This is a genomic window from Corynebacterium poyangense (assembly GCF_014522205.1).
GTDB lineage: Bacteria > Actinomycetota > Actinomycetes > Mycobacteriales > Mycobacteriaceae > Corynebacterium > Corynebacterium poyangense.
Genome location: NZ_CP046884.1, coordinates 236347 through 258614, shown reverse-complemented (window position 1 = coordinate 258614; position 22268 = coordinate 236347). Strand labels below are relative to the sequence as shown.

19 protein-coding genes are annotated in these 22268 nt (G+C 54.2%); 7 read left to right on the top strand and 12 right to left on the bottom strand.

The features are described from left to right. Positions 1 to 4 precede the first annotated feature (4 nt). From GP475_RS01210 to GP475_RS01195, 4 genes are all read right to left on the bottom strand, one after another. Positions 5 to 1228: an ATP-binding cassette domain-containing protein gene (locus GP475_RS01210; protein ID WP_187974855.1), complete on the bottom strand. Its 1224-nt coding sequence runs from the start codon at positions 1226 to 1228 to the stop codon at positions 5 to 7. Continuing rightward, positions 1222 to 1956, bottom strand: coding sequence for an energy-coupling factor transporter transmembrane component T family protein (locus GP475_RS01205; protein ID WP_187974854.1), 735 nt, complete (start codon positions 1954 to 1956; stop codon positions 1222 to 1224). The genes GP475_RS01210 and GP475_RS01205 overlap by 7 nt, the downstream gene beginning before the upstream one ends. Continuing rightward, complete coding sequence (locus tag GP475_RS01200; RefSeq protein WP_187974853.1) at positions 1956 to 2723, bottom strand: ECF transporter S component; 768 nt, start codon at positions 2721 to 2723, stop codon at positions 1956 to 1958. The genes GP475_RS01205 and GP475_RS01200 overlap by 1 nt, the downstream gene beginning before the upstream one ends. A 69-nt stretch (positions 2724 to 2792) precedes the next feature. Further along, positions 2793 to 3818, bottom strand: a complete 1026-nt coding sequence (locus tag GP475_RS01195; protein ID WP_187974852.1) for a nucleoside hydrolase — start codon at positions 3816 to 3818, stop codon at positions 2793 to 2795. Between the two features lie 548 nt (positions 3819 to 4366). On the opposite strand from GP475_RS01195, the gene GP475_RS01190 reads away from it, so the two are divergent. Then, a complete protein-coding gene (locus GP475_RS01190; protein ID WP_187974851.1) occupies positions 4367 to 5467 on the top strand; it encodes a radical SAM protein in 1101 nt (366 codons plus the stop codon). Beyond that, complete coding sequence (locus GP475_RS01185; RefSeq protein ID WP_187974850.1) at positions 5454 to 7196, top strand: ATP-binding cassette domain-containing protein; 1743 nt, start codon at positions 5454 to 5456, stop codon at positions 7194 to 7196. The genes GP475_RS01190 and GP475_RS01185 overlap by 14 nt, the downstream gene beginning before the upstream one ends. Positions 7197 to 7198: 2 nt before the next feature. On the opposite strand, the gene GP475_RS01180 is transcribed toward GP475_RS01185, so the two are convergent. Together GP475_RS01180 and GP475_RS01175 are read right to left on the bottom strand one after the other, a co-directional pair. Beyond that, positions 7199 to 7336 carry a hypothetical protein gene (locus tag GP475_RS01180; RefSeq protein WP_187974849.1) on the bottom strand — a complete coding sequence of 46 codons (138 nt, stop codon included), beginning with the start codon at positions 7334 to 7336 and terminating at the stop codon, positions 7199 to 7201. 10 nt (positions 7337 to 7346) lie between these two features. Further along, positions 7347 to 9023: a VanW family protein gene (locus GP475_RS01175; protein WP_394367421.1), complete on the bottom strand. Its 1677-nt coding sequence runs from the start codon at positions 9021 to 9023 to the stop codon at positions 7347 to 7349. Positions 9024 to 9075: 52 nt separating this feature from the next. Here GP475_RS01175 and GP475_RS01170 point away from each other — a divergent pair, with 52 nt between their 5' ends. Genes GP475_RS01170 through GP475_RS01160 form a run of 3 tightly spaced genes read left to right on the top strand, consistent with a single transcriptional unit; the run spans position 9076 to position 12360 of the window. Then, on the top strand, positions 9076 to 9558 hold the full coding sequence (locus GP475_RS01170; protein WP_187975737.1) for a universal stress protein: 483 nt from the start codon (positions 9076 to 9078) through the stop codon (positions 9556 to 9558). A gap of 35 nt (positions 9559 to 9593) precedes the next feature. Then, positions 9594 to 9791, top strand: coding sequence for a DUF2613 domain-containing protein (locus GP475_RS01165; protein WP_187974848.1), 198 nt, complete (start codon positions 9594 to 9596; stop codon positions 9789 to 9791). Further along, positions 9763 to 12360 carry an alpha-(1->3)-arabinofuranosyltransferase domain-containing protein gene (locus tag GP475_RS01160; RefSeq protein ID WP_187975946.1) on the top strand — a complete coding sequence of 866 codons (2598 nt, stop codon included), beginning with the start codon at positions 9763 to 9765 and terminating at the stop codon, positions 12358 to 12360. The genes GP475_RS01165 and GP475_RS01160 overlap by 29 nt, the downstream gene beginning before the upstream one ends. Positions 12361 to 12936: 576 nt before the next feature. On the opposite strand, the gene gluQRS is transcribed toward GP475_RS01160, so the two are convergent. Beyond that, positions 12937 to 13914 (bottom strand): tRNA glutamyl-Q(34) synthetase GluQRS, encoded by a 978-nt coding sequence (gene gluQRS / locus GP475_RS01155; RefSeq protein WP_187974847.1) that lies wholly within the window; start codon positions 13912 to 13914, stop codon positions 12937 to 12939. A gap of 62 nt (positions 13915 to 13976) precedes the next feature. Between gluQRS and GP475_RS01150 the strand changes: the two genes are divergently transcribed. After that, complete coding sequence (locus GP475_RS01150; protein ID WP_262485214.1) at positions 13977 to 14648, top strand: queuosine precursor transporter; 672 nt, start codon at positions 13977 to 13979, stop codon at positions 14646 to 14648. A gap of 55 nt (positions 14649 to 14703) precedes the next feature. On the opposite strand, the gene GP475_RS01145 is transcribed toward GP475_RS01150, so the two are convergent. From GP475_RS01145 to tgt, 3 genes are all read right to left on the bottom strand, one after another. Beyond that, a complete protein-coding gene (locus tag GP475_RS01145) occupies positions 14704 to 14925 on the bottom strand; it encodes a hypothetical protein (RefSeq protein WP_187974845.1) in 222 nt (73 codons plus the stop codon). 99 nt (positions 14926 to 15024) lie between these two features. Then, positions 15025 to 16581, bottom strand: a complete 1557-nt coding sequence (locus GP475_RS01140; protein ID WP_262485213.1) for an MFS transporter — start codon at positions 16579 to 16581, stop codon at positions 15025 to 15027. Positions 16582 to 16587: 6 nt separating this feature from the next. Then, a complete protein-coding gene (tgt, locus tag GP475_RS01135) occupies positions 16588 to 17796 on the bottom strand; it encodes a tRNA guanosine(34) transglycosylase Tgt (protein WP_187975735.1) in 1209 nt (402 codons plus the stop codon). 135 nt (positions 17797 to 17931) lie between these two features. On the opposite strand from tgt, the gene GP475_RS01130 reads away from it, so the two are divergent. Then, complete coding sequence (locus GP475_RS01130; protein ID WP_187974844.1) at positions 17932 to 20358, top strand: MMPL family transporter; 2427 nt, start codon at positions 17932 to 17934, stop codon at positions 20356 to 20358. Positions 20359 to 20360: 2 nt separating this feature from the next. Here GP475_RS01130 and GP475_RS01125 read toward each other — a convergent pair whose 3' ends face one another. Together GP475_RS01125 and GP475_RS01120 are read right to left on the bottom strand one after the other, a co-directional pair. After that, positions 20361 to 21116 carry an SDR family oxidoreductase gene (locus GP475_RS01125; protein ID WP_187974843.1) on the bottom strand — a complete coding sequence of 252 codons (756 nt, stop codon included), beginning with the start codon at positions 21114 to 21116 and terminating at the stop codon, positions 20361 to 20363. A 63-nt stretch (positions 21117 to 21179) separates the two neighbouring features. Further along, positions 21180 to 22241 carry a S66 family peptidase gene (locus GP475_RS01120; protein WP_187974842.1) on the bottom strand — a complete coding sequence of 354 codons (1062 nt, stop codon included), beginning with the start codon at positions 22239 to 22241 and terminating at the stop codon, positions 21180 to 21182. Between the last annotated feature and the right edge of the window lie 27 nt (positions 22242 to 22268).

Sequence of the window (22268 nt, the reverse complement as noted above, 5' to 3'; positions counted from 1 at the left end):
TAGGTCATGAACCCGAAACTCCCGGTAGCCACTGCTCCTTAACCTGCGCATATTCGGCTACTTCGGCAAAGAAACTTTCATCATGGCAGGTCATCACCACAGCTCTGTGCGCCGCTAACTCAGCGGCGATGATCCGGTGCAAGGTATTGCGACCAGCCCGGTCTACCCCAACGTCCGGTTCATCCAGAGCCAACACGTCGGCATGTCGCCGGGCTGCCGCCACCACTTGAATAATGCGCAGATCAGATTGGCTCAAATCCAATGGGTGCGCTTGCGGATCAACACCCAAGCCCCTAGCAACCCCAGAGGCTGGGCCAGCACACAGCCCTGCCCCCGAACCAGATTGCAACATCGCAGCGACAGTGGGTTCCACCACTTGATCGGCAGCGTGCTGCACCGCCAAAGACACGGTGGGGGAAGGTTCAGCAGCACTAACTCGGCTAGCTTGATCCACACCGGCTGCCGCCCGCAGCAACGAGGTTTTCCCGCTGCCGTTGTCGCCACGCAACCACAACACCCCACCGCGCGGCACCCGGAGATCCACTGGGCCAACCTGAAAAACCGATGGGTTGTTGTTGACCCGACGCCCTAGGCGCCACCGTGGTTTTCGGTTCACCCCGCGGATAGCGTGCACCCCAGAAAGCAGCACGTAGCTTGACGTCGGCTCTATCTTCGCTGGAAGAACTACCGGAGTTTCTTGGCTATCCCCGTGATAGACAACTACCCCGCCCAGGTCAGCGTTCACGCTGTGCCCTAAAACAACAACTCCGGTTCCTTGGTTTGCCAACTCGCGCAAGGCCGTGGCAAGGGTGTGCCGAGAATCCGTATCCAAACCCGCAAAAGCGTTATCAACAATCAACGTTCCTGGCTCAGTAATCATTGTTACCCCCAACGCTAACCTGCGGGTTTGCCCGCCAGACAGCTGCGCCGGGTGGTGCTGAGCATACGTCGTTAAACCGATGGTCTGAAGCATCTGGTTGACCTTCTCCCGCATAAGGGAAGGGGCAAGTCCGCGTTGTTCCAGGGGGAATACCAGCTCCTCATAGACGGTAGCTCTTAGTCCTGAGATATGGGCACTGGCTTCTTGAAGCACCAACGCCACCTCCCCAGCCTCAGCCCACTGTTGCGGAGGAGACTGATACCACTGGTGCGCTAAGCGTGTTAGCCCAGATCCGGAGGCGCCGACAATCTGAGTCACCTGACCTGGAATTTCTTCAAGGTTCACCACAGCGCTACCCCTAAAACCAGAGCCAGCGCAAAGGCGGGCAGTAGGCGTCGGACATACTTCTGGAGGGGAGAATCAGGCACCGGCACAAGAAGAGTGCGCGGGCCTGGACGTTGCAAGCCAGTCATTTCTAAAGCAATGCCGCGTTCACTACCTCTGGCAATAAGCTGACTCATGGTAGGAAGCGCTATTCGCGGAATACTCCGTATCCCCCGAACCTGACGCCCAGCAAGAATATGAGCCTCCCGCACCCGTTGCACAGTAGCTTGACCTTCCGGGAAAAGTTGCAGCGCAGCGCACACTACATAGGTGATCCGCGGGTTCACCCCAGCCTGTTGCAGGGCCTTAGCTAATTGCGGCACCGTGGTGGCGGCGGCCGCAGCGAGGAAAGTAATCATGAGGGCAAAGTAACGAAGCCCTAGTTCGGTTGCCAGCCACATGCCGTCCCGAGTGAGCGGCCCCCACCAGGGAATATGCCCGTGCGGACTATGCACAATGACCATCGAGGCGAAAATGGGGATACTTAGCCCCACGGCCCCCAGCACCGTGGCTCCTCCGCGCGGCCCGCAGAAGGAGGCGGCTAAACCCAGGGCGATGAGAAGGCACGAACACCACCATTGATTGATTCCGAGGGCGAGGATCCAGGCTGAAGCGGCCAGCGAAAAACCCGTAAGGGGGTTCCATCCGTGGGGACGAGATGAAGGCTCGACGCCAACCCGGCGCGACGTCACTAGTCCTGGACTCCCAGGTTGCGGCGCACCCGGCCCGGAAGATACTTCAATGACGCCCAGACCAAAACCATGACGATTGCTTTGTCGAGGGGGTCTGATAAGAAAGATTGCAGCGTCACTGCGCTGAGTAAGGATTGCCCCATTTCTCGGAAGAGAGAAACCACCGCTCCGGTGCCGACACCTGCAGTTCCGCCGTAGACGAAAGCTGCTACGGGGGCTGAGATGACTCCGGCGATTGCTCCGAGAAGAACGCCGGTGATAATCACCCACACAATGTTTTTGAAGGATCCTTTTTTAATCGCCCAGCCAGACAGAAAACCAATGAGAGCATTTCCAGCGGCGAAGGGCAAGGCGGCAGGGTTGAGGAAACTCCACACCACGCTGGTGAGCACCCCGGTGGCGGTGCCGGTGATGGGGCCGGCAAGAGCTGCAATAAAAACAGTTCCGATGGTGTCTAGATACAGCGGGATACCTACCGAACCGACAATTTCCCCGATGACGATGTTCAAGACCAAGGCCACCGGGATGATGGCGATGATGCGGGTGGGTAAAGCCGGAACTGTGGCGATAAGCAGAGCGATAGCTCCGCCCACATAGCCAAGTAGCGTGATCAACGCGGGGGTTGAGCTAAGCCCGTCCTCCCAGGTATCTGGCCGGGTGAGTACTAAAAAGAGCCAGGTAGCGGCGATAAGAAGAGCCCCCACGCCGACCAGGATTTGTTGACCCCGGTTTAAGGAGATGCGGGTGACAGCGGTTGGTTGAGGCATAGCGAAAAGACACACTCCCAGGATTGTTGTGAAAACTCAGTTAAGGAAGGTTCCCTCGCCTATGTCACCTCAGCGAAAAAACACTTGTGATCCTAACATGCTCGCTGATTCCCACCAGTGTGTATAAGCTTGCTCCAGGTTGACGTCGGTGATGAGGCGGGCATTAGCCGGACGACCCCAATGATGTCGATAATCAGCAACCGTGGTGCCGCGGAGTAAAGGAGAATCAGCCTCGACGTCAACCGTGGTGTCAATACTGCTGACCGGGATAGCATCTAAGGCCACCATGCAGGTGAGGAGATCATGGATTTGCGCCAGGTAGCCTTCACCTTGTGCGCGGTGGAATTCGAAATAAAAACGCAGAATGTCCGGGAGATCGCGGGCTATGGGGGTTGAGCCTAAAAGCTGGCATAGGTGCTCTAGGTGATGAGGGTGGCAACAAAATTGCTCAGTGACTTCCAAAGAGCACACCGTGATTAAAGAGTTTTCCCTCTGTGAGCCAAAGGGGCTGGTAGGGGCGAAAATCTCCTTGGCTGCGTGGGGATCTACCCAACTATTCCACTCCGCCGTGGGGGTGGTGTTGCCCCGGTAAAGATACGCTCCACCCATCATCGTGGTGCGTGGCATAACCGTGGGTTTCCGCTTGAGGTATTGAGCCAACGCGGTGGCCGGCCCAGTGATAATCAAACGGAGATCTTGCCCATAGGTGCCCCACGTCTCGTCCCATAAGTGTTGCCATGTGTCGGGATCTTCAGGGATAACCCCAGGTTGGGGTTCGGGTGCGTGGCAATAGCCTAACCCGGTAGGACCGTGGGTTTCCGGGGTTGTGCATAGCGGCACTGCCAACGGTTGCCGGGGGCCAATCCGAATGGGAATTTCTTCCTCCGCTAGACCGCAGCTCCGGAGAATAAAAGCGGTGTTGATGGCGCTTTGCTTAGCGGTAGTGTTGCCGGCGCTACAGCTCACCCCCACAAGTGTGATTCTGCCCGCGCGGTGTAAACCGGCTAAGTAGATCAACGCCAAGGCATCATCAATACCAGTGTCACAATCCAAGAGAACAGGGGTAGGTGAGCGTTGTTGATGAAGTGCTAGCATTACAGCATTCCCATCCTTAATAAAACTATTTTATAGCCTAATAGGACTTAAGGAAAATTAATAATTTCTATTAGATCAGAAAATATTATAGCCGTAACCATTTCTGGAAATCACCTTCCACCTGTCTCACCTTCAAAAGATTTCTACCCTAAAGATTATCACCGGCCCATAGCACATCGCCAAACTCGCCTTATAGTAATGACTCCTAATAATAGCTTGGTTATGGGATTAGTATTAAATTAACCTAAATCTAACTACGAAATCAACCAGATCTATAACACACAAAATAGCGAAGACCAGCACCCGGCAAATATCCTTAATATGTGAAAAATCTAACAATTTTATTAAAATCCTTTTATTACAATCACTCAATCCATATGATCAACACAAAGAGATGAGGTGATTCGATGTTCATAGCACTAATGCAAAAAGTCCGCTTGATTCAATTAGGTCAGCGAAACTTACATGTTTCTGACGACAAGTGTCCAGCCAGGATGCGCTAAATGGATGGCGGGCTGAAAGCCCGCCATCTTTTCAGGGAGTAAATTATGCCGATTATATTCTTAAAAGAAGAACAGATTAAATTCTCACGCTGGCTTGTAAAATCTCCTGGTAAACTCAACTTAATAGGAAAGATCTTTGCATTCCTAATTATTCAGAATCTAAGTAAATACAAATCACCTCCAGAACAGTCCTATACCATCACATACATCCCAGGATTCTCTTGCAATCTTTCTTGCGAATACTGTTTCCAATTAGATAACCAAGGAACCCGGCCAAGCGGCCGGGATGTTTGGAGTAATGAAAAGGCGCTGCAACTAACCCGAATCGTTAAAGAAAGATGTCCGGGAAGCTGCAATCTCATAGTCTTAGGAGGAGAACCTCTAGTTTATAAAAGACAAATTGATATTTTATATAGGAAGCTTAAGGAAAGCCTTGCTATAAGGGTAACATTAATTACTAATGGAACTCTTCTTAATGAAAATTCTATAGACTGGCTGAAGAGCATAAACTGCAGAACCGTTCAGGTTTCAATCGATGGCGGACCTCGCGGACAAGATCTCTTTCGTAAATATCGAAATCATAGAAATTCCTATCAGGATGTCTTGGCCGGAATTCGGCGGCTTCTAGCAAAGAATTTTCAGGTCCATATTCGGGTAAACATTTTTTCCCCTGAGAAACAGGACATTCATAATCTTATTGAGGATCTCGGCTCCCTTCCGGAAAAAAACAACCTCATAATTTCATTTGTTCCCGTAGACCAAACCCTATCATTTAAATATCAAGGTCTCAACGAGAACACCCTGATCTCAGCCATCAGGAATTTTTACGAAAATGCATCTGCCCGGGATTTACAATGTGTCGCACCGCTAAATCACCGTGGATGTGCCATCTGTGATGTCAAAAAGGGAGAAGAACTGAAACATGGAATTGTGTTAGGCCCCAATTCTAAGCTATACAGTTGCTGGGACACAGCCGGAGCCTCCGGTTTTGAAATCGGAACCCTCTCTAATGGGCTTTCGCATGATTGTACAAGTTCTCGATGGAAGACCTGCGGGTCTTACTCCTCTTTTAATCAGCCTTTTTGGGATCGGCTTTCAGCAGAATTCAAGACCGGAGTAGAACGAGGTAGTTATGAAAGAACCTAAGTCCCCAGCTTTGTGGGTTTTATCAATCTGCCTTCGCTATAACGCGCGGTATTTGCTGCTAGTCACCATAGCCGGAATTATTCTCGCCACCCTACCTGGCCTTAACGTTCTAGCCATCAAATGTTTCTCATCTCATCCTGCACCAGCGGTCTCGGACAATGCTGCCGGTTTCTTCAGCGGCGGCGTTATCCCGCCCCTCGTCATCATCTTTGCTGTTTTAATCGCCGCCACCAATGTCATCACCCAAAGCTCCTACGCCTTATCAAGAATTATGGTGGCGAGGTTTGATATTGCTATCACCCGAGACTTCGGGGATTCTCTCACCAACCCAGACTCAGCTCACAGTCAGATAAGAGACATTTCCCCGCTTATTTTCTCCGCCCGTGAAGCCATAGACAATGGCTACCCAGGAGCTATGCTCCAAGCACTTCTCCAAACCTTCTTCGGCTGCATTACTGCTGTTTTCCTTGGGTTTTCGCTCTGGAGTATCAGCCCAACAGCCGCTATCTTGGCAGTCTTCGCGGCTCTTCCTACCGCCTTGTCCTATACGGTGGTCGGCAGGTTAGAAGCAAAAACCTGGGACCCTATCTCCTATCACAAACGTCGTTCCAATTATCTGCTCGATCACTTGACCTACCTCTCCTCCTTGGAGGAACTCACTAAACTTCGCGGAGCTGAGAAAATTTCCTCTTTCTCACTGGAATCCCGGAGAATCTCAGCCCGGCATAGAGAAAAACTGGAAGTGCGATCCATGGGGATTTATCTCCTCTTTTCGCTTGCCACACTTCTGCTTTCTGCGTGGAGCATCTATAGCATCTGGGCGTCTGAGCAAGATATGGTGTTAGTGCTTTCCGGGGTCGTCGGCATTATGTCTGGGATTAGTGCGCTGTCAGGTTTGGGCTATCAAATCGGGGAATTTGCTCACACCCGCCCCGGAATTAAATCCTTGATGGCTCTGAAAAAGGCCGCGAACCTTAGGTCTCCGGCGCTTCAAAAGGATCAACAAAGCGGGGATATCGTGCTTGAGGATGTCACTGTCTACTACCCGGAAGCAGAGACACCCGCGGTTTCTCATGCATCGTTTCGCGCGCGGTGTGGCGAAATCACCGCGCTCGTAGGGGCCAACGGCGCAGGAAAAACCACTATTTTCTCGGCAATCCTCGGAAATATTCCCTTCCGCGGTCAGATCCGCGTACCGGCTTCCTTCCCCGGGATCGTCACCCAAGACTTCGGGCGCTATGAGCTAAGCGTCAAGGATTTTGTTTCCCTCGGTAAACCTGAGACCTCTGAGGAGGAGATCATCAATGCGCTCCATGAGGCCCGGTGCTGGGGTTTTGTCTCTGCTCTTCCTCAGGGCATCAACACACAATTAGGCCACCAATGGAAAGGCGGGCACGACTTATCCGGCGGACAATGGCAAAGACTCGCCCTCGCCAGGTTATTTCTTCACGATGACAGCTATTGGCTGCTTGATGAACCCACCAGCGCGGTGGATGCCGATGCGGAGTTAAAGATCTTCCGTACCCTGCAACAGCACAAAAACAATAAAGCCATCGTGGTGGTTTCTCACCGCCTATCCACGCTGTTACTAGTAGATAAAGTGGTTGTTCTCAAAGAGGGAAGAATCATTGAAAGCGGCAACCCGCACCATCTTCTTCATTCCCCAAGCTACTTTGCTTCCCTCTTCCGAGGGCAACAAATATCTCCCCACAAACCCCAAGAAAAGTGACATCAGTGGTCTATCCTGGCCAACAACTTTTCCCGTACCGCCGGCCATTCCGGGTGAAGGTGCGGTTGGAGGCGTCGAGCATCATCAGTTGTGGCGGGTTTCAGGACTATCCCCCAACCCGATAGTTCTTTCTCAGACATTAGCCCTCGCTTAAGAGCACCGAACAATAGGTTCAGGGTCATACACGGTGGTGGTGGTGTTTCGGCCGATTTCATTACCTGCCAGATCACGCACAATACGGGTATCGGAGGTGGTAAATCCCGGCGCCCCGGAGGAGGCGACGCACCCTTCTCCGCTGATTCTCATTTCCTTCGGCTGGGTAGGAGCCCATCGTCCTCCGTTAATGGATTCCACGTTGACGGTTTTTACCCCCATCAGCCGCACCGTCACAGAGCCAGAATCAACGGAGGTGTCAATCCGCACCGGGTAGGGGCTGGTATTTTTAAATTGCAGATCAATGGCCCCTTCAAAAACGGTGGCTTCGCGTCCGGCCGGGTATCGACTGATGTAGTAGCTGTGCGGGGTGTGCGCCACATCTTCCATTCCGGCGAAGTAGGCGGCGTTAAATAAGGTGGTGGCAAATTGACTAATCCCTCCCCCTACCGCGTTATCGGCCCGGCCGTTGAGGATGATTCCGCTTTTCACATAACCCTGGGCGGCTCCGCGCGGCCCGGTATAGGAGTTTAAGGAGAACGTATCTCCCGGCGCTACCATGGCCCCGTTCACGGTGCGGGCAACGAGCGCAATGTTTTGTCCGGAGGGTCCTGAAAAACCTCCGGTGGTGAATTCTCCAACGACATCATCAAAGGTGGCGTTTTCTGCCATCTCCGTGGTAAAAGTGGCCGGTTCATCCTTGTATTGGACCGCGAATTCTCGATCTTTATTCGCGGTAATTCTTTGCTCTACATCCTTCAGGCTTTCCTCCCAATCAACAACCACCCCATCCTGGTGAGGAATTATTCGACGCCCCCCATCGCTGAAATCGATGCTGGCGTTTTTCTTAGGCTGTTCGCTAGCTTTCAACCCTTCAGCTAAAATCCCACGGAGATTATCGGCATTGACCTGGGTTTTCAGTTCTTTGCTAGGTTCGTCGGGCGTAAAACTGATCACCTCACCCATCCGCTCTGCCGGAAGAACACCGCGGACATCATCTCGTCCTACCGCAGTCAGCGGCGCCGACACCGCCTTCGCCGCAGGTCCTTGAGCTACTCGCTCTACTTCTTTTTGGGTAATCATCGGCTCAGTATCCAGAAGGCTCGCCTCAATACCGCCGGGTTGAAGCCACCGGGTACTCAGCTCTATGCCCAGATCCTCACGATCAATATCCTGACCCTCGTGAGCATCATGGGTGATAACGTGACCCCCCTGGATTTCTACCCCACCATTAACCGGATCAATCCTGAGCTCCTGGGACAGCCGTTCTAACTCAGCCGCCATTTTAGGCTCATCAATAGTGCTACTCATCGGCAAATCAATATCGGCAAAATAGCCGTAGATCAACCGGAAGGGGTTAATAGACACCTGCCCGGCGGATTCTACCGACGCTCCCCAATCCGGTTGCACTCCCGCATCTGAGGCCACTACCGTGGCGGTTTTCTCCCCGGCGCGCACCTGAACGGGATCATTCACTCTAGGGCCGAGTTCTGCTTTGAGAGTGTCCTCTGCAGCCGTAGGCCTCATCCCACCGATTTCTACTCCGGCAATGCTGACTCCCCGTGGAACGCGGTCCTTATTCGCTAACCAGAGCCCTATCCACACCAATAAGAGCAAGGTGAAAACTGCAAGGAGTACCCAGAGTGCGCGCAGCAGATATTGTTTGCTCACAATATCTTAGGTTAACCCACTACACTGAAAGCCCGTGACTGAAGTACAACGAACAATGCTCATTGCCTATGACGGTTCGGAGGAGTCATGCCGGGCTATGACCTGCGCTGCCCACCTACTAAAGCCACGCCACGTGGAGATTCTCACCGTGTGGGAGCCGGTGCACCGCCAAGCTGCCCGGGCAGTCGGTGTCTCTGGGCTTCGCCAAGCAGAGTGGTCCCCCACCGGGGAAGACACTGATCCGGCTTATCGTGAGGCCCGCGATATGTGTCGCCAAGGAGTAGAACTAGCCGAATCTCTCGGGCTTCTGCCTCGCGCTCATCTAGTGGAATGCGCAACATCTGTCTGGTCCGCCATCGTAGATGCCGCCCAAGAGCTCCAGGTTGACCTCATTGTGTCCGGCACCCGCGCCCAAACCGGCTTTCGGAGTTTTTGGCAAACCTCCACCTCGGAAAACGTCATTAATAACGGAGGGATCCCCGTCTTCGTGGTTCCCCCAGCTGTTGTCCCCTCCAGCACCGAACACCCAGAGAATTAGCCACCCGCTCACCAACTGCTAGGCTCTACGGTGTTATGGCCTTTGATTCTGATTCTCTTCCTCGCCGCACCATCGGCCCGGCTTTAGCCAGCGCCGTCGTGGGCATTGCTTTTGGCGTTGTGACCGTACTGGGCTTAGCAATGTTTTCCGGGGAAGATCAAGCCCCCGCTAGCCACAGCACTCACGCAGAGGATGCGTTATTAGGTGGTCCAGAATACGGTAGCCGGCAGTAGCGTCTTTCCCCGCCGCCGCATCAACTCCCCCGGCGTCATTCACTTTGCGGCCTGGGCCCTGTGCGGCGTCCTAGTATTCCTGAACTCTCCCGGTCTAACCACCACAGACACTAAGTTAGATCTCCTCATTAACCCGCGGGGTTTCCTGGCGGGAGCCCGCCATATCTGGAGTGATATCTTCCCCCTTGGTCAAATCCAAAACCAGGCCTACGGTTATTTCTTCCCCCAAGGGTTATTCTTCCTTCTCGGTGATTTTCTGCCCCCGTGGATCACCGAACGGCTGTGGTGGTGGCTCCTCCTCGGCCTGGGGTTTTCCGGGATGTTCGCTCTCCTCAACCGGGTTTTCTACGGTCATCCTTATAGCAGTCTCCCCGCCCGAGTTCTCGCTGCCGCACTATTTACCCTTTCTCCTCGAACTCTGTCCACCCTCACCGCAATCTCCTCGGAATCCTGGCCGGTGATGCTCGCTCCCTGGGTGCTCCTGGCATTGCTTTCCTCCCCTCGGCCAGGTTGGCGTCACCTTACCCTCTCCTTACTCCCCATCGCAGCCATGGGTGCAGTCAACGCCACCGCTACTCTTGCCGCCTGCATCCCCGCCGGCATTGTCCTCCTGTTGTATGCTCGACGTCTCCTCATCCCCTGGATTCTTGGCTGTATCCTTGTTTCTTCCTGGTGGATTGGCCCCTTGCTCCTGCTGGGACGTTACTCCCCACCGTTTACGGATTTCATCGAATCAGCTGCGGTAACTACTCGCTGGCTTAACCTAGCTGAGATTCTGCGCGGTACAACAAGTTGGTCACCCTTTGCGGATAATGAGCGCATCCCCGGCACGCTGCTCAGCACTCAGCCGGTATTTGTATTTGCTACGTTGACGATCGCCGCCCTGGGGTTGTATGGGTTAAGTTCAGCGCTGCGTCGCCGTCAACTTCCGCGCCCCGACCTGTGGTTAGTTTTGCTTTTCACTGGGGTACTCATTCTTGGGTTATCCGCAGCCTGGTGGCTTCATTTCCTAGATGGCCCCGGGGCAGCACTCCGCAATCTCCATAAATGCGATCTTCTGATCCGCATCCCCCTCTGCGTAGGGATCGCCACTCTTCCTTCACCTCACCTTTCCCGGTTCCGCGATCTCCTCTACCCCACCCCTCAACTTCTTGCCGCCGCCGGTATCTTGCTGCTGTCTTTGACCGCCACAGCTCCCGCCTGGACTGGGCGATTAGCCCACCGCGGAGCCTGGCAGGAACTTACCCCAGATTGGGTAGCCGCCGCCACGTACCTCAACACCCATGCTGCGGGAACCCGCACGTTGATCTATCCCCCAAGCAGCTTCGCCCGCCAAACCTGGGGGTGGACTAGAGATGAACCCGCCCAACCTCTCCTGGATGTTCCGTGGGTGGTGCGCGACGCAATCCCACTCGTTCCCCCTGAGGCTATCCGAGGCCTTGATGGTTTAGATACGATGCTCAACCAAGACCCGGCCACCGCTGTTGCGGACCTCCAGCGGCTCGGAATAGGGGCCGTGGTGGTTCGCGGGGACCTTGATTCTGACAAAGCCCAAGGAGTAGCCCAAAAAGCAATAACTCATCTTCCCGGTCAACGGGTAGATTTTGGGGCACTCTCGGTGTTTCTTCTCAACCCCCAGCAAGACATGCTGCTAAGCCCCCTAGACCAGGTAGAAACGGTATCCGGCGCTGGGGAGTCGTTGAGTCTTCTTAATAGCACTGAGGGGTATCGTCCACGTCAGTTAGTTTCCGGCAATGCCCAGGTTCTCACAGACACCCCGATGCTCACGGAGCGAAACTACGGAACCCTCGATGGCGCCCAATCCGCCCCCTTAGCACCGGGTGAGCCGGGCGGATCCAGAAATAAAGTGAAAGACTATCCCTCCGTCGGACCTAAGACATGTATTGCGGAAGACGGGGGTGAGGTCTTGGCGTCTTCCCAGGCCTCTGATGTTGATAGTTTTGGTGGCGCGCGGGCAGAACAATCCATCTCTGCCGCGGTGGATCAGGACCCGGCTACCGCCTGGTTCCCCGCTCCCGGTAAAGGCTCCGGACAATGGATAGAGCTCCACCCTGACCAGGAGATTTCCCAGCCAGTTATTCAGCTAGAGACTACCGAAGATACCGACGTTGAGATTATTAACGGATCTGCCCACAGTACCGAGAAACTCCGCGCCCACCAGATGCGCACTATCCCTGTGCCAGGGGGTAGGGCCCAACGGATCCGCGTGGTGATCTCCAAACGAGTAGGTATTGCTGAGTTTTCGATCCAAGGACATCCGATCACCCGCATTGCCCAGCTGCCTACCAGTTCACCGGAGGCAGACACCATACTTTTCCAACGCCTCTGGCCCCACACCGGGAATATCCAGAGGAGTTTTCAGCTACAGAAGGCGCAGGATTTTCGTCTCCGGCTCCCCAATCCTGGTGATGAAGCCACCTTTGACGGGGAATCTTTCCGGGATGGGCAAGTAGTTCATCTGGAACCTGGAACCCACTACGTAACATCCCACTCCACCTGGGTATATGCCAGTGCAGCACCGGCGCTTAACCCCCAGTACAGGCACTGAGTCGGGGGCACGATATTCCAGCATCATCACAAGACCAAGTTCTAGTGACCACGCGCGCGTTTAATAGTGGTTTAAAGGCAGAGCTAGCAGGACAAGAACTTCAACCCATCAGCATTGATGCAGCTACTCAAGGTTTTATCATTCCCGCCGGGCTGGGCGGAGAAATTCATATTTATCACGAGGCTGACCAGCTTTATCAACGAAGCCTCATCTGGGGCGGAGGGCTGGCTCTAGGGTGTGTGGGGGTTATTATCCTTCTCGTCATCATCAGCACATCGCGCTCGCGCCCTCAACGTACCCCCTTGCCCACGCGCTTAGGCAGAAGTGGCCGATGGGCCGTGAGCAGTTATGGCACACTGGTCCTCATCAGCATTGGAGGTGTGTGGGCGATAGTAGCCGGGGTCGCTGCCTGGGTGATTAAGCGTTACACACTGATCAGCACCGAAATCCTCGCCAGCCTAGCCACCCTGGTTTCTGCGGTGTGGCTAGCTCGCGCCCCCTGGCCCAGCACCCCCTACGCTGGTGATCACCCACTCATGACGGCGATGTGCGCTATCGCTCTTGCTGCGGTTTTGCTCAGCGGGGATCCTGCCACACCACCGGATGCTTCGGAATCAGCGCCGCCGGATCCGGATGATGCTGCCAGCATTCCAACAGATCCTGGGAACAAGACACCCCGGGGAAACCCAGAGAGCTAGCAATCCATTCGACGGCGTGCGTGGTACTGAGTCCAGATTCTTGCCACTGCCGCAGCGTTCCTGCGCCATCTCGTTTAGCGAGACGCTTTCCCGCCTCATTCATTACCAAAGGAATATGAACATATGTGGGCTGGGGAACCCATAACTGGTGAGCTAGTGCAGCTTGAGGTGGAGCCGAATACAACAAATCATCCCCCCGAACTACCTGGTCTACGCCTTGGAGCGCATCATCGACAACCACCGCTAAATGATATGCCCAGTCTGGTTCCCGCTGGCCAGGGGGAAGTTTCCCACCCCGCCGCAAAATGATGTCATCCACATCGCCGCGCACCTGCCCGTACAAGGCATCACTAATGCCCCAGGTGTCAGTCTCAGCACGAAGCCTTAACGCTGGAACCCTTCCTTCCTCCTGAAGGGCACGACGCCGCTGAGCCCGCTCCGGTTCAGAGAGGTTCCGGCAGGTTCCTGGGTAGGTTCCTGGGCGGGCGTGAGGTGCTCGCGAAGCTTCCTGGATGTCCCGACGCGAACAGTAGCATTCATAGACTTTCCCCTGTTCTTTCAAGAACCTCAATGCTTGGTGATAGTGGTCCTGGCGTTGGCTTTGGTATTCGATGTCGCCGTCCCAATCCAACCCGATGGCGGCAAGATCGCGGATCTGGGATGTTGCCGACGCTGCGGAAGACCGCTGGGAATCAATATCTTCTATCCGGATAAGAAAACGGCGATGGGTGCTCCTAGCCATTAACCACGCCACCATGGCGGTTCTTAAATTCCCAAAATGTAAATCACCACTGGGTGAGGGTGCGTATCGTCCCGCGGGAGACCCAGCGGGCGGCGAACAGCAAGGGGAAACCATAATCTCTTAGCCTAAGCCACCCCGAGGAAGCCGCAGCCACGAGTATGGCAAAGTTATCCTTCATGGACTCACTTCCCCACCAGACTCGCTTCATCCCGGTGCAACAAAGCTACTACCCCGTGTTTGTGGCGCTGTTTGTCGCGGTATTCCTCATCTCCAACATCACCGCCACCAAAGGCGTAGCACTCGGGCCTCTCATCACCGACGGTGCTTTCTTCCTATTCCCCTTGGCCTACGTCCTCGGTGATGTTCTCTCCGAGTGTTATGGGTTTAAAGCTGCGCGTCGAGCTATCTTCACCGGATTCGGCGCCATGTTCCTGGCGGTGGTGTCTTTTTATACCGCCATCTATCTCCCCGCTGCGGACTTCTACGAAGGTCAAGCCGCTTTCTCAGACACCCTAGGACTGGTGCCACAAATAGTGGCGGCAAGCTTAGCCGGCTACGTCGCGGGGCAACTACTCAACGCCTGGTTCCTGGTGTGGATCAAGCAACGAACCGGAGAAAAAATCCTCTGGGCCAGACTCATTGGCTCCACCGTCATCGGAGAGTTTGCCGATACTCTCATTTTTTGCCTCATCGCTGCACCAGTCATCGGGGTTTCTAGCGGAGGGGATTTCCTCAACTACGTCGTGGTGGGATTCTTCTGGAAAACCCTCGTTGAAGTGATGATTCTCCCCATCACATATACCGTTATTGGCTGGGTAAAGAAAACCGAAAACTATGAGGTGCTATAAAAGAAAAACCAGCCCAAGATAAACTCGGCTGGCTTTTCTTTAGCGCTGGTGCGCATTAGCCCTTACATTGCTGAAGCGATTGTTGAACTGCTCCATTCATAGCCTGCTGGAGGTTATCGGCATGGTGATAGCCAGCATCGACACCAATATGCCAACCGCAGACAAAATTATCGACGTCGCCAGCAGACTGAGAGGGAACAAACGGCAGAGTATGGGCCATATTCTGGATGAAATCCGCCGCGGAGTGATAAAACTCAATAATCTGATCAGGGCTCATGTTTTCTCCCTATAGTTTCAACAAAACCTATCTGTCTTGGTTGGTCACTAATGGAGAATAATCCTAAAGTTTTGCTCTGTCTAGAGTTAATGAAATCTATTAACTATTTTCATTTGCGTACACATCTTTCTCGCGGATATACAGTGCACACGCCGCGGCACCAATAAGCGCTAAACCAGCGGCAATAATGAAAATGAGGTGCAACCCATCCATAAATGCGTGACGAGCCGTGTCCGCTAACTGCGGAGAGAATTGCCCAATAACATCAAATAACGCCGCTTCCGCAGCATCAATAATCCGCCCATCAGGCACATCGCCAAGTTGATCGTGAATGTGGTGAGACAAGATGGCGCCATACAAAGCCACCCCAAAGCTCGTCCCCAATGGCATAGAGGTGTTCGCGATACCCGTTGCCGTTCCGGTTCGGTGCGGGGGCACAACCGAGACCGCCAGATCCATCAGGTGCGGCATCATAATACCGGTGCCGATACCGATAACCAGATAGCTGGGGATGAGGTCTGGCCAGGAAGAATCCCAGTGCAAAAGCAACCCCAGCAACAGCCCGATGGCAACAATAAACATTCCGAGAGCCTGGATAAAACCCCTGGACATGACCTTTTCGAGGGCGAGACCGACCGCGGAGAACACAACAATGGGTCCGGCTAGGGCCATGGATACGTACCCTACTTGCAACGCAGATAATCCCGCCTGGCCGGTAAGCCACATCACCAAGAAGGGCATCATTCCGAAGCTGAAGAGCCGGGCTGCGAAGGCAGAGAAACTCACCACGGCGAAGGAGGGGATAGTGAAGAGGCGGACATCAATCATCGCCCGATCCCTTTTGGCGGATTGGATCCACACCAGGATGACCAGCAGCTGGAGAGCTAGTGCAAAGAGAAGGACTATCCGCGGGTTCCACCAGTCATTGTCTTCGGCCCCTTCGATCATGGCGTAGTTGAGGGTGAAGAAAGCGCCGGCGGCGATCAGCGTAGAGGGGATGTCGATGGGGGGCATGTCTCTTACCCCGGCTAGGCGTTGCTGACGGTGGAGGTCGGGGATTTTGATGATGGTGGTCAGAAGCGCAAAAATGCCGATGGGAATGTTGATGGCGAAAATCCACTGCCATTGCCCGTACTCCACGAGTGCCCCGCCGATGAGCGGGCCGAGGGCGCTAGCCGCGCCGGAAAGCCCCATGAGGATACCGATAGATTTGGTTCGTTGAGCGCGTTCGTGGGGGCCGAAGGCGTCGCCTAGCAGCGGAACGCACGTTCCGAACACGATGGCTCCGCCGGCGCCTTGGACCGCGCGCATCCCCACCAACATGGATTCCGTATCAGATAATAGACACCCGATTGAGGCTAGAAGAAAAATTGTGTGGCCAATCAAAAAGAGGGTTCGACGCCCGATAATGTCGGATAAACTTCCGACGCTGAGCAATAAGGAGGCGAAAGCTAAGGAATAGGCGTTAATAATCCATTGACCGCCAGAAAGGCTTAGACCTAAATCTTCCGCGATGGAGGGTAGCGCCACCAAAACCACCGTGATATCTAAGGTCATCATGATGGCAGAGACCGTAGAAACCGCTGTGGACCAGCCTTTAGCTCGGGGAACAGCTCGATGCCGACCACCAGCGGGCGCGGAATTTAGCCACGACATGGGTTATTAAATCCTTCCAGCATAATAACGGCCCAAAAATTCTTCTTTATAGGCGTAGAAATCACCGTTATTGATAGCGGTACGAATATTATCTACCAACTTAACCATGAATTCTAAATTATGAAGAGTGCATAGAGTTCCGGCTAGGTATTCCTTCGCTCGCACCAGATGGTGCAAATAGGCGCGGGAGTAGTTTTCGGTGACGTATCCGCCGAACTCTTCATCCACGCCACGGAAATCCCGCTTGAATTTTGCGGACTTCAAGCTCAGCCGCCCATCGAGGGTATAGACTCCACCGCGACGTCCCAAGCGCGTGGGGGCGACGCAATCAAAAGTATCGGCACCATTTTCAATAGCGTTGAAAAGATCATCCGGCTCAGAGATTCCGAGCAGGTGACGAGGGCGATCCACCGGCAGTTCCTCACTAACCCACCCCACAATAGTGCCCAGGTTTTCTTTTTCTAGCGCTCCCCCGATTCCGAATCCACCAAAACCACGCCGCCCTTCAGCGCGCGCCTGGGCGTCGAGCTCTAACAAACCGCGCGTCGCTTGGCGCCGCAAATCCTCATACTGTGCACCCTGCACCACCCCCCACAGCGATTGCAGTGGCCGATCTGCGCGCTGCCTGGTTAACCTGTCGTGCTCCAGCAGACACCGCTGCGCCCACCGATGCGTCCGAGCAACCGATTCTTCTTGGTAGGACCGCGTGTCTATCAACGTGGTGAGCTCATCAAAGGCGAACATAATATCCGCACCCAGATGGTGCTGGATCTGCATACTCACCTCCGGAGTGAACCGATGCTTAGAGCCATCAATAACACTGCGGAAATTAACACCGTCATCATCTACCTGGGCTAGCCGTTCCCGTCGCGCTGCACGAACATCAGCCGCAGAATACTGCGAAGTATCCATAGCCAAGACTTTTTTAAACCCCACCCCAAGGCTCATCACCTGAAACCCACCAGAATCGGTGTAAGTTGGGCCATCCCAATTGGCAAACTTCCCCCAGCCGCCAGCCTCATCCACAATCTCCGGACCTGGCTGTAAATAGAGATGATAGGCATTCGCTAAAATAGCTTGAGCCCCCGTGGCATGGATTTGCTCCGGGGTTAAAGTTTTCACCGTAGCCTTCGTAGCTACCGGAATAAAAGCGGGTGTCTGAATATCCCCATGAGGAGTATGGATGATTCCGCTACGACCCAAAGAATCAGGCATACATGTGTGGACGCAAAAGGAAAGATCTTTCTTCACATCGCTTGAGTTTAAGGCACTATAGGCTTGTTAATCATCATCCCAATCCGCGTCCGGCTGGGATAGGTTCACTTTGCAAGGAGTCAAGGGAGTTTCTCCGTGGCACAACTGTTGTACCGACTGGGCCGTTGGTCTTTTCAACGGAAATGGTGGGTCTTAAGCACGTGGGTACTGATTTTTGCCATTCTGGGAGGGGTTGCCGGCTTCTTCCATAAGCCTTTTACCAGTCAGTTCTCCATCTCCAACACCCCCTCCATTGAGGCTACCCACATGCTCATGGAAAAATTCCCGGAGATCAATAACCCCGTTACTGCGGCAAGCGTAACTATGGTGTTTAAAGCACCGGAGGGTGAGAAACTCACTGACTCGGCTAATCGGGAAGCCATGGATAAGACCGTGAGCTTTCTTCAAGACAAGCTCGACGGACAGTTCACCGACACCGTGCGCTTTGGAGATCCGGTGGAGGTCAATGAGAAACTCACCGGGCAAATCCATCAACTCTATGGAAGATATGGTTTACCCGATGCCAGCGCAGAAAAGGACGCCGAGACTGTTCGCACTCTCTCGTCCGATGAGACTATCGGGTTTACGTCTTTTACTCTTGACGCCGGCGAATCCCCCGTGGTCTCCACCGATCAGCGGAAAATCATTAATGAGGCCATGGACCTAGGTCGAAGCGCTGGATTGCAGGTAGAAGCCGGCGGGCAGGGCTTCGGGGCACCCATCGAAATTGAACCGATGAGTGAAATCATTGGCCTTGGGGTAGCTTTCCTCGTCCTCTTATTCACCTTCGGTTCCCTGGTGGCTTCAGGATTACCCTTGCTTACCGCCATCATCGGAGTAGGCATTGGCGTTTTATCTATTGTCTTTACTACCCACTTTGTTGACCTCAATAACGTCACGCCTACCTTGGCAGTGATGATCGGTTTGGCTGTAGGTATTGACTACTCACTTTTCGTCCTATCACGCTACCGCGCCGAAAGGCAGCACCGAAGCAATGCAGAAGCCGCTGGCGTCGCCGTAGGCACCGCAGGCTCAGCAGTGGTGTTTGCAGGAATCACTGTCATTGTGGCCCTCGCAGCCTTGTCCGTTGCCGGCATCGGTTTCCTCAGCGCCATGGGGTTACTCGCCGCCCTTACCGTGTTCATCACAGTCCTCGTGACCTTGACTTTTACCCCCGCCCTCTTAGGCGTAGTAGGAGACAAAGTTTTCTCCGGGCGAGTCCCCTTCCTCGCCCATAATCAGCGCAAAGGGAAGCGTCGAATCTCTCGGCCCACCCTGGGCAGCCACTGGGTCAGGTTTGTTCATAAAATTCCCGGAACAGCTATCGCGATAGTCCTGGTAGCGCTAGGGACACTATCCCTTCCCATTCAACGCCTAGAGATGGCGCTCCCCAATGACACCACCAGCGAGATTGGGACTACTCAAAGACAAGCTGCCGATTTGTTAACTGAAGGCTTTGGGGCCGGAATTAACGCCCCCTTGTTGATGGTGATAGACGCCAAGGACGCTAATCCTCACGCCCCGGCCTTAGCACCGTACATGTCAGCTCAGGAAGCTAAGGCGAAGGCTGAGAATCAACCCTTTGATGAAGAACAAGCTGCCAGGTTCAGCAGCTTCTTATACACCGTTGATTCTTTGGACAGTATGTTCACCATCAAAAATGCGCAGCTCAGCGGGGTGAACAACGACTCGACGGCAGCTCAGATCCTGATAACTCCGAATACTGGTCCCGCTGATCCAGCGACGATGAAAATTTCCCACACTATCCGGGACCGACAAGAAGAAATAGAGCAGGCAACCGGGGTGAAGCTCGGGACTACTGGGCTTACCGCCGTGCAACTTGATATCACCGAGGAGCTGTCTAAGGCCATGCCTATTTACCTAGGCATTGTGGTCGGTTTGGCGATTATTCTCTTGCTCATTATTTTCCGCTCACTCCTCATCCCGGTGGTGGCGGGCCTAGGCTTCCTCCTCTCCGTGGGAGCAGCGTTTGGAACCACAGTACTGTTTTGGCAAGAAGGTTTATGGGGATTGGTGCCTACCCCCGCCCCCCTCGTATCTTTTATCCCCATCTTCCTCATCGGCGTGACCTTCGGCTTAGCCATGGACTATCAGGTATTCCTGGTTACCCGAATGCGCGAACAGTGGATTGAGTCTCACGGTGTAGCCAGCGGAGAATCCCGCTACAACGCGGTAGAAGAATCCATCATTTTCGGTTTCACCCGCGCCGCCAGAGTCGTTACCGCAGCCGCCATCATCATGATCGCGGTATTCGTGGCCTTTATCGGTCAGCCGCTGCCCTTCATCAAGGTCTTTGGTTTTGCCCTCGCTGCCGGCGTACTTTTTGATGCCTTCTTCATCCGAATGACGTTAGTGCCGGCATCTATGTTCCTCCTGGGCCGAGCCACCTGGTGGATGCCAAGGTGGCTAGACCGCATCCTGCCTCATTTTGACGTGGAAGGCAGCTCCTTAGAGAAATTCCTAGCCGACAAAACCCACGAGACCTCCGCTAAAAAACGCTAGTGCTATCCGGCGGATAGGGCCTTATTGATGATGCGAGCAACCCGGTCCGGCGCCATATGGCGCGCCCGGTAAAGCACTTCATCTAAGGGAGACACTCCGTAGTGAATACGCCCACGCTGCCACGCGTTTTTTGGATGAGTTGCCTCCCAAATCCGCTCCGCCACCTGTTCCGGGGTGATATGCACCCCGAGGCGTCGAGCCGACGTTGCTGAAGTTTCTGCCAACGAGGTTTTTGCCCACAGCGGCCAGATATCAATGACTCGGATATCATCCTTGCGCCACTCCAGACCCAGAGCCTCAGTCATCGCTCCCACATAGGCTTTAGTAGCACTATAAGTGGCAATTTCTGGTTGCCCGTAGATCCCCGACGCCGAAGCCATGCTGACTAAATGAGAACCAGGGGTCTTCTTCAGATAGGGATAGGCAGCCCGCGCACCCAAAGTCACCCCATAAGCGTTGACCTGGACCTGGAGGGAGATATCGGCGGGCTTGAGATCAGCAACATTTCCGTCCCGGATAACCCCCGCATTATTGTCCAGAATATCGAGTTGACCACCAGTTACTGCCGTGAAGTCAGCAAGAGCGGCCTCCCAGCTGTCTGGCTGGGTGACATCTAAACGCCCAACCACCAGATTCTCATGCTGAAGATCACAATCAACGAGGTCATAAACCCCCACTCGCCAACCTTCCGCAAGGAATTTCTTCGCGGTGGACAGCCCCAAACCTGAAGCACCACCAGAGATGAATATATTTTGCATGAAGAGCAGTATATGACATGCGCCATAGGTTTTGTATCCCGCGGCATAGTTTTCCTCGCAGAGCTAGTGGCGCTCCTCAATTGAGCCGTAGTGCGCAAAAACTCGGCGGGTTTCACCGTCGAGGGTGAGTGATCCGCCGTAGGGAATAATCCATTGTGGCCGGGTGTGACCAAAGGGGATTCCCGAACAAAACACCGCCTCCGGGGCGTAGCGCTCCAAAGCTAAGGAGAGCAGGTCAACAAGAGTGTCGCGGTAATGGTGCCGAACTTCAACCGGAGGTTCCCACCCTAGAGAAGATGCTGGGATCCGCGCCAACACCACCCCGGCGAAGCGCCGCAATAGACCTCGTTCCCCAAGTGCACGGAGAAAATTAGCGAAATCCAAAGGTTCTACTGGGTTATCCGAAAACTCCAGTAACAAGATTCCACCATCATAGGCTTCATCGGGAAGAGTATGTCCGGCGACGAGGACTTGCCAGAGCACCTGCACACATCCACCCCAGGTAGGGCCCTGGATTTTTCGCTGCGGCCCGAACCACTGCCAGGAATCAACCGGCACACGTTGCCCATACTCGGTGAGGGCCCGGGGGTCAGACCACTCCAGCCCGTGATCCTCACTTTCACCAGGGTTGAATAATTCCACTTCCTCACCACGGAAAATACTCAACAAGCTGAGGCGATGGATCTCATCAACTTTGGGCCCAGGGCCTAATTGCACCTGGGTAGATCCCCCATAAAAAGAGGCTATCCCCTGTCTCCACAGCCAATTATGAAGGTGAGTATTGTCCGAATATCCCACGAACGCAGTGGGATGGGCGCGGATGGCCTGAGTATCCAGATAAGGAAGCACCGTAATCTGATCATTCCCGCCCACGGTGGCCATAATGACCCCGATACTGGGATCAGCAAAAGCGGCATTAAGGTCAGCAGCGCGTTCTTGGGAAGTAGCGCCAAGTTTTCTCGTCGTCGGAAATTCCACAACCTCATGCCCACTGAGCTGGGCCAGCCTTTTCATCGCCTGGTCATGGATAGCTTCCCCGTACGCAGGCCCCGCCATCGAAGGAGACAAAACCGCGATCTTCTGCCCGGGATGGATTCGCGGCGGAATACTGGGGGAATGAGACATGGCGTCACTCTAACACTGGGGTGTGTG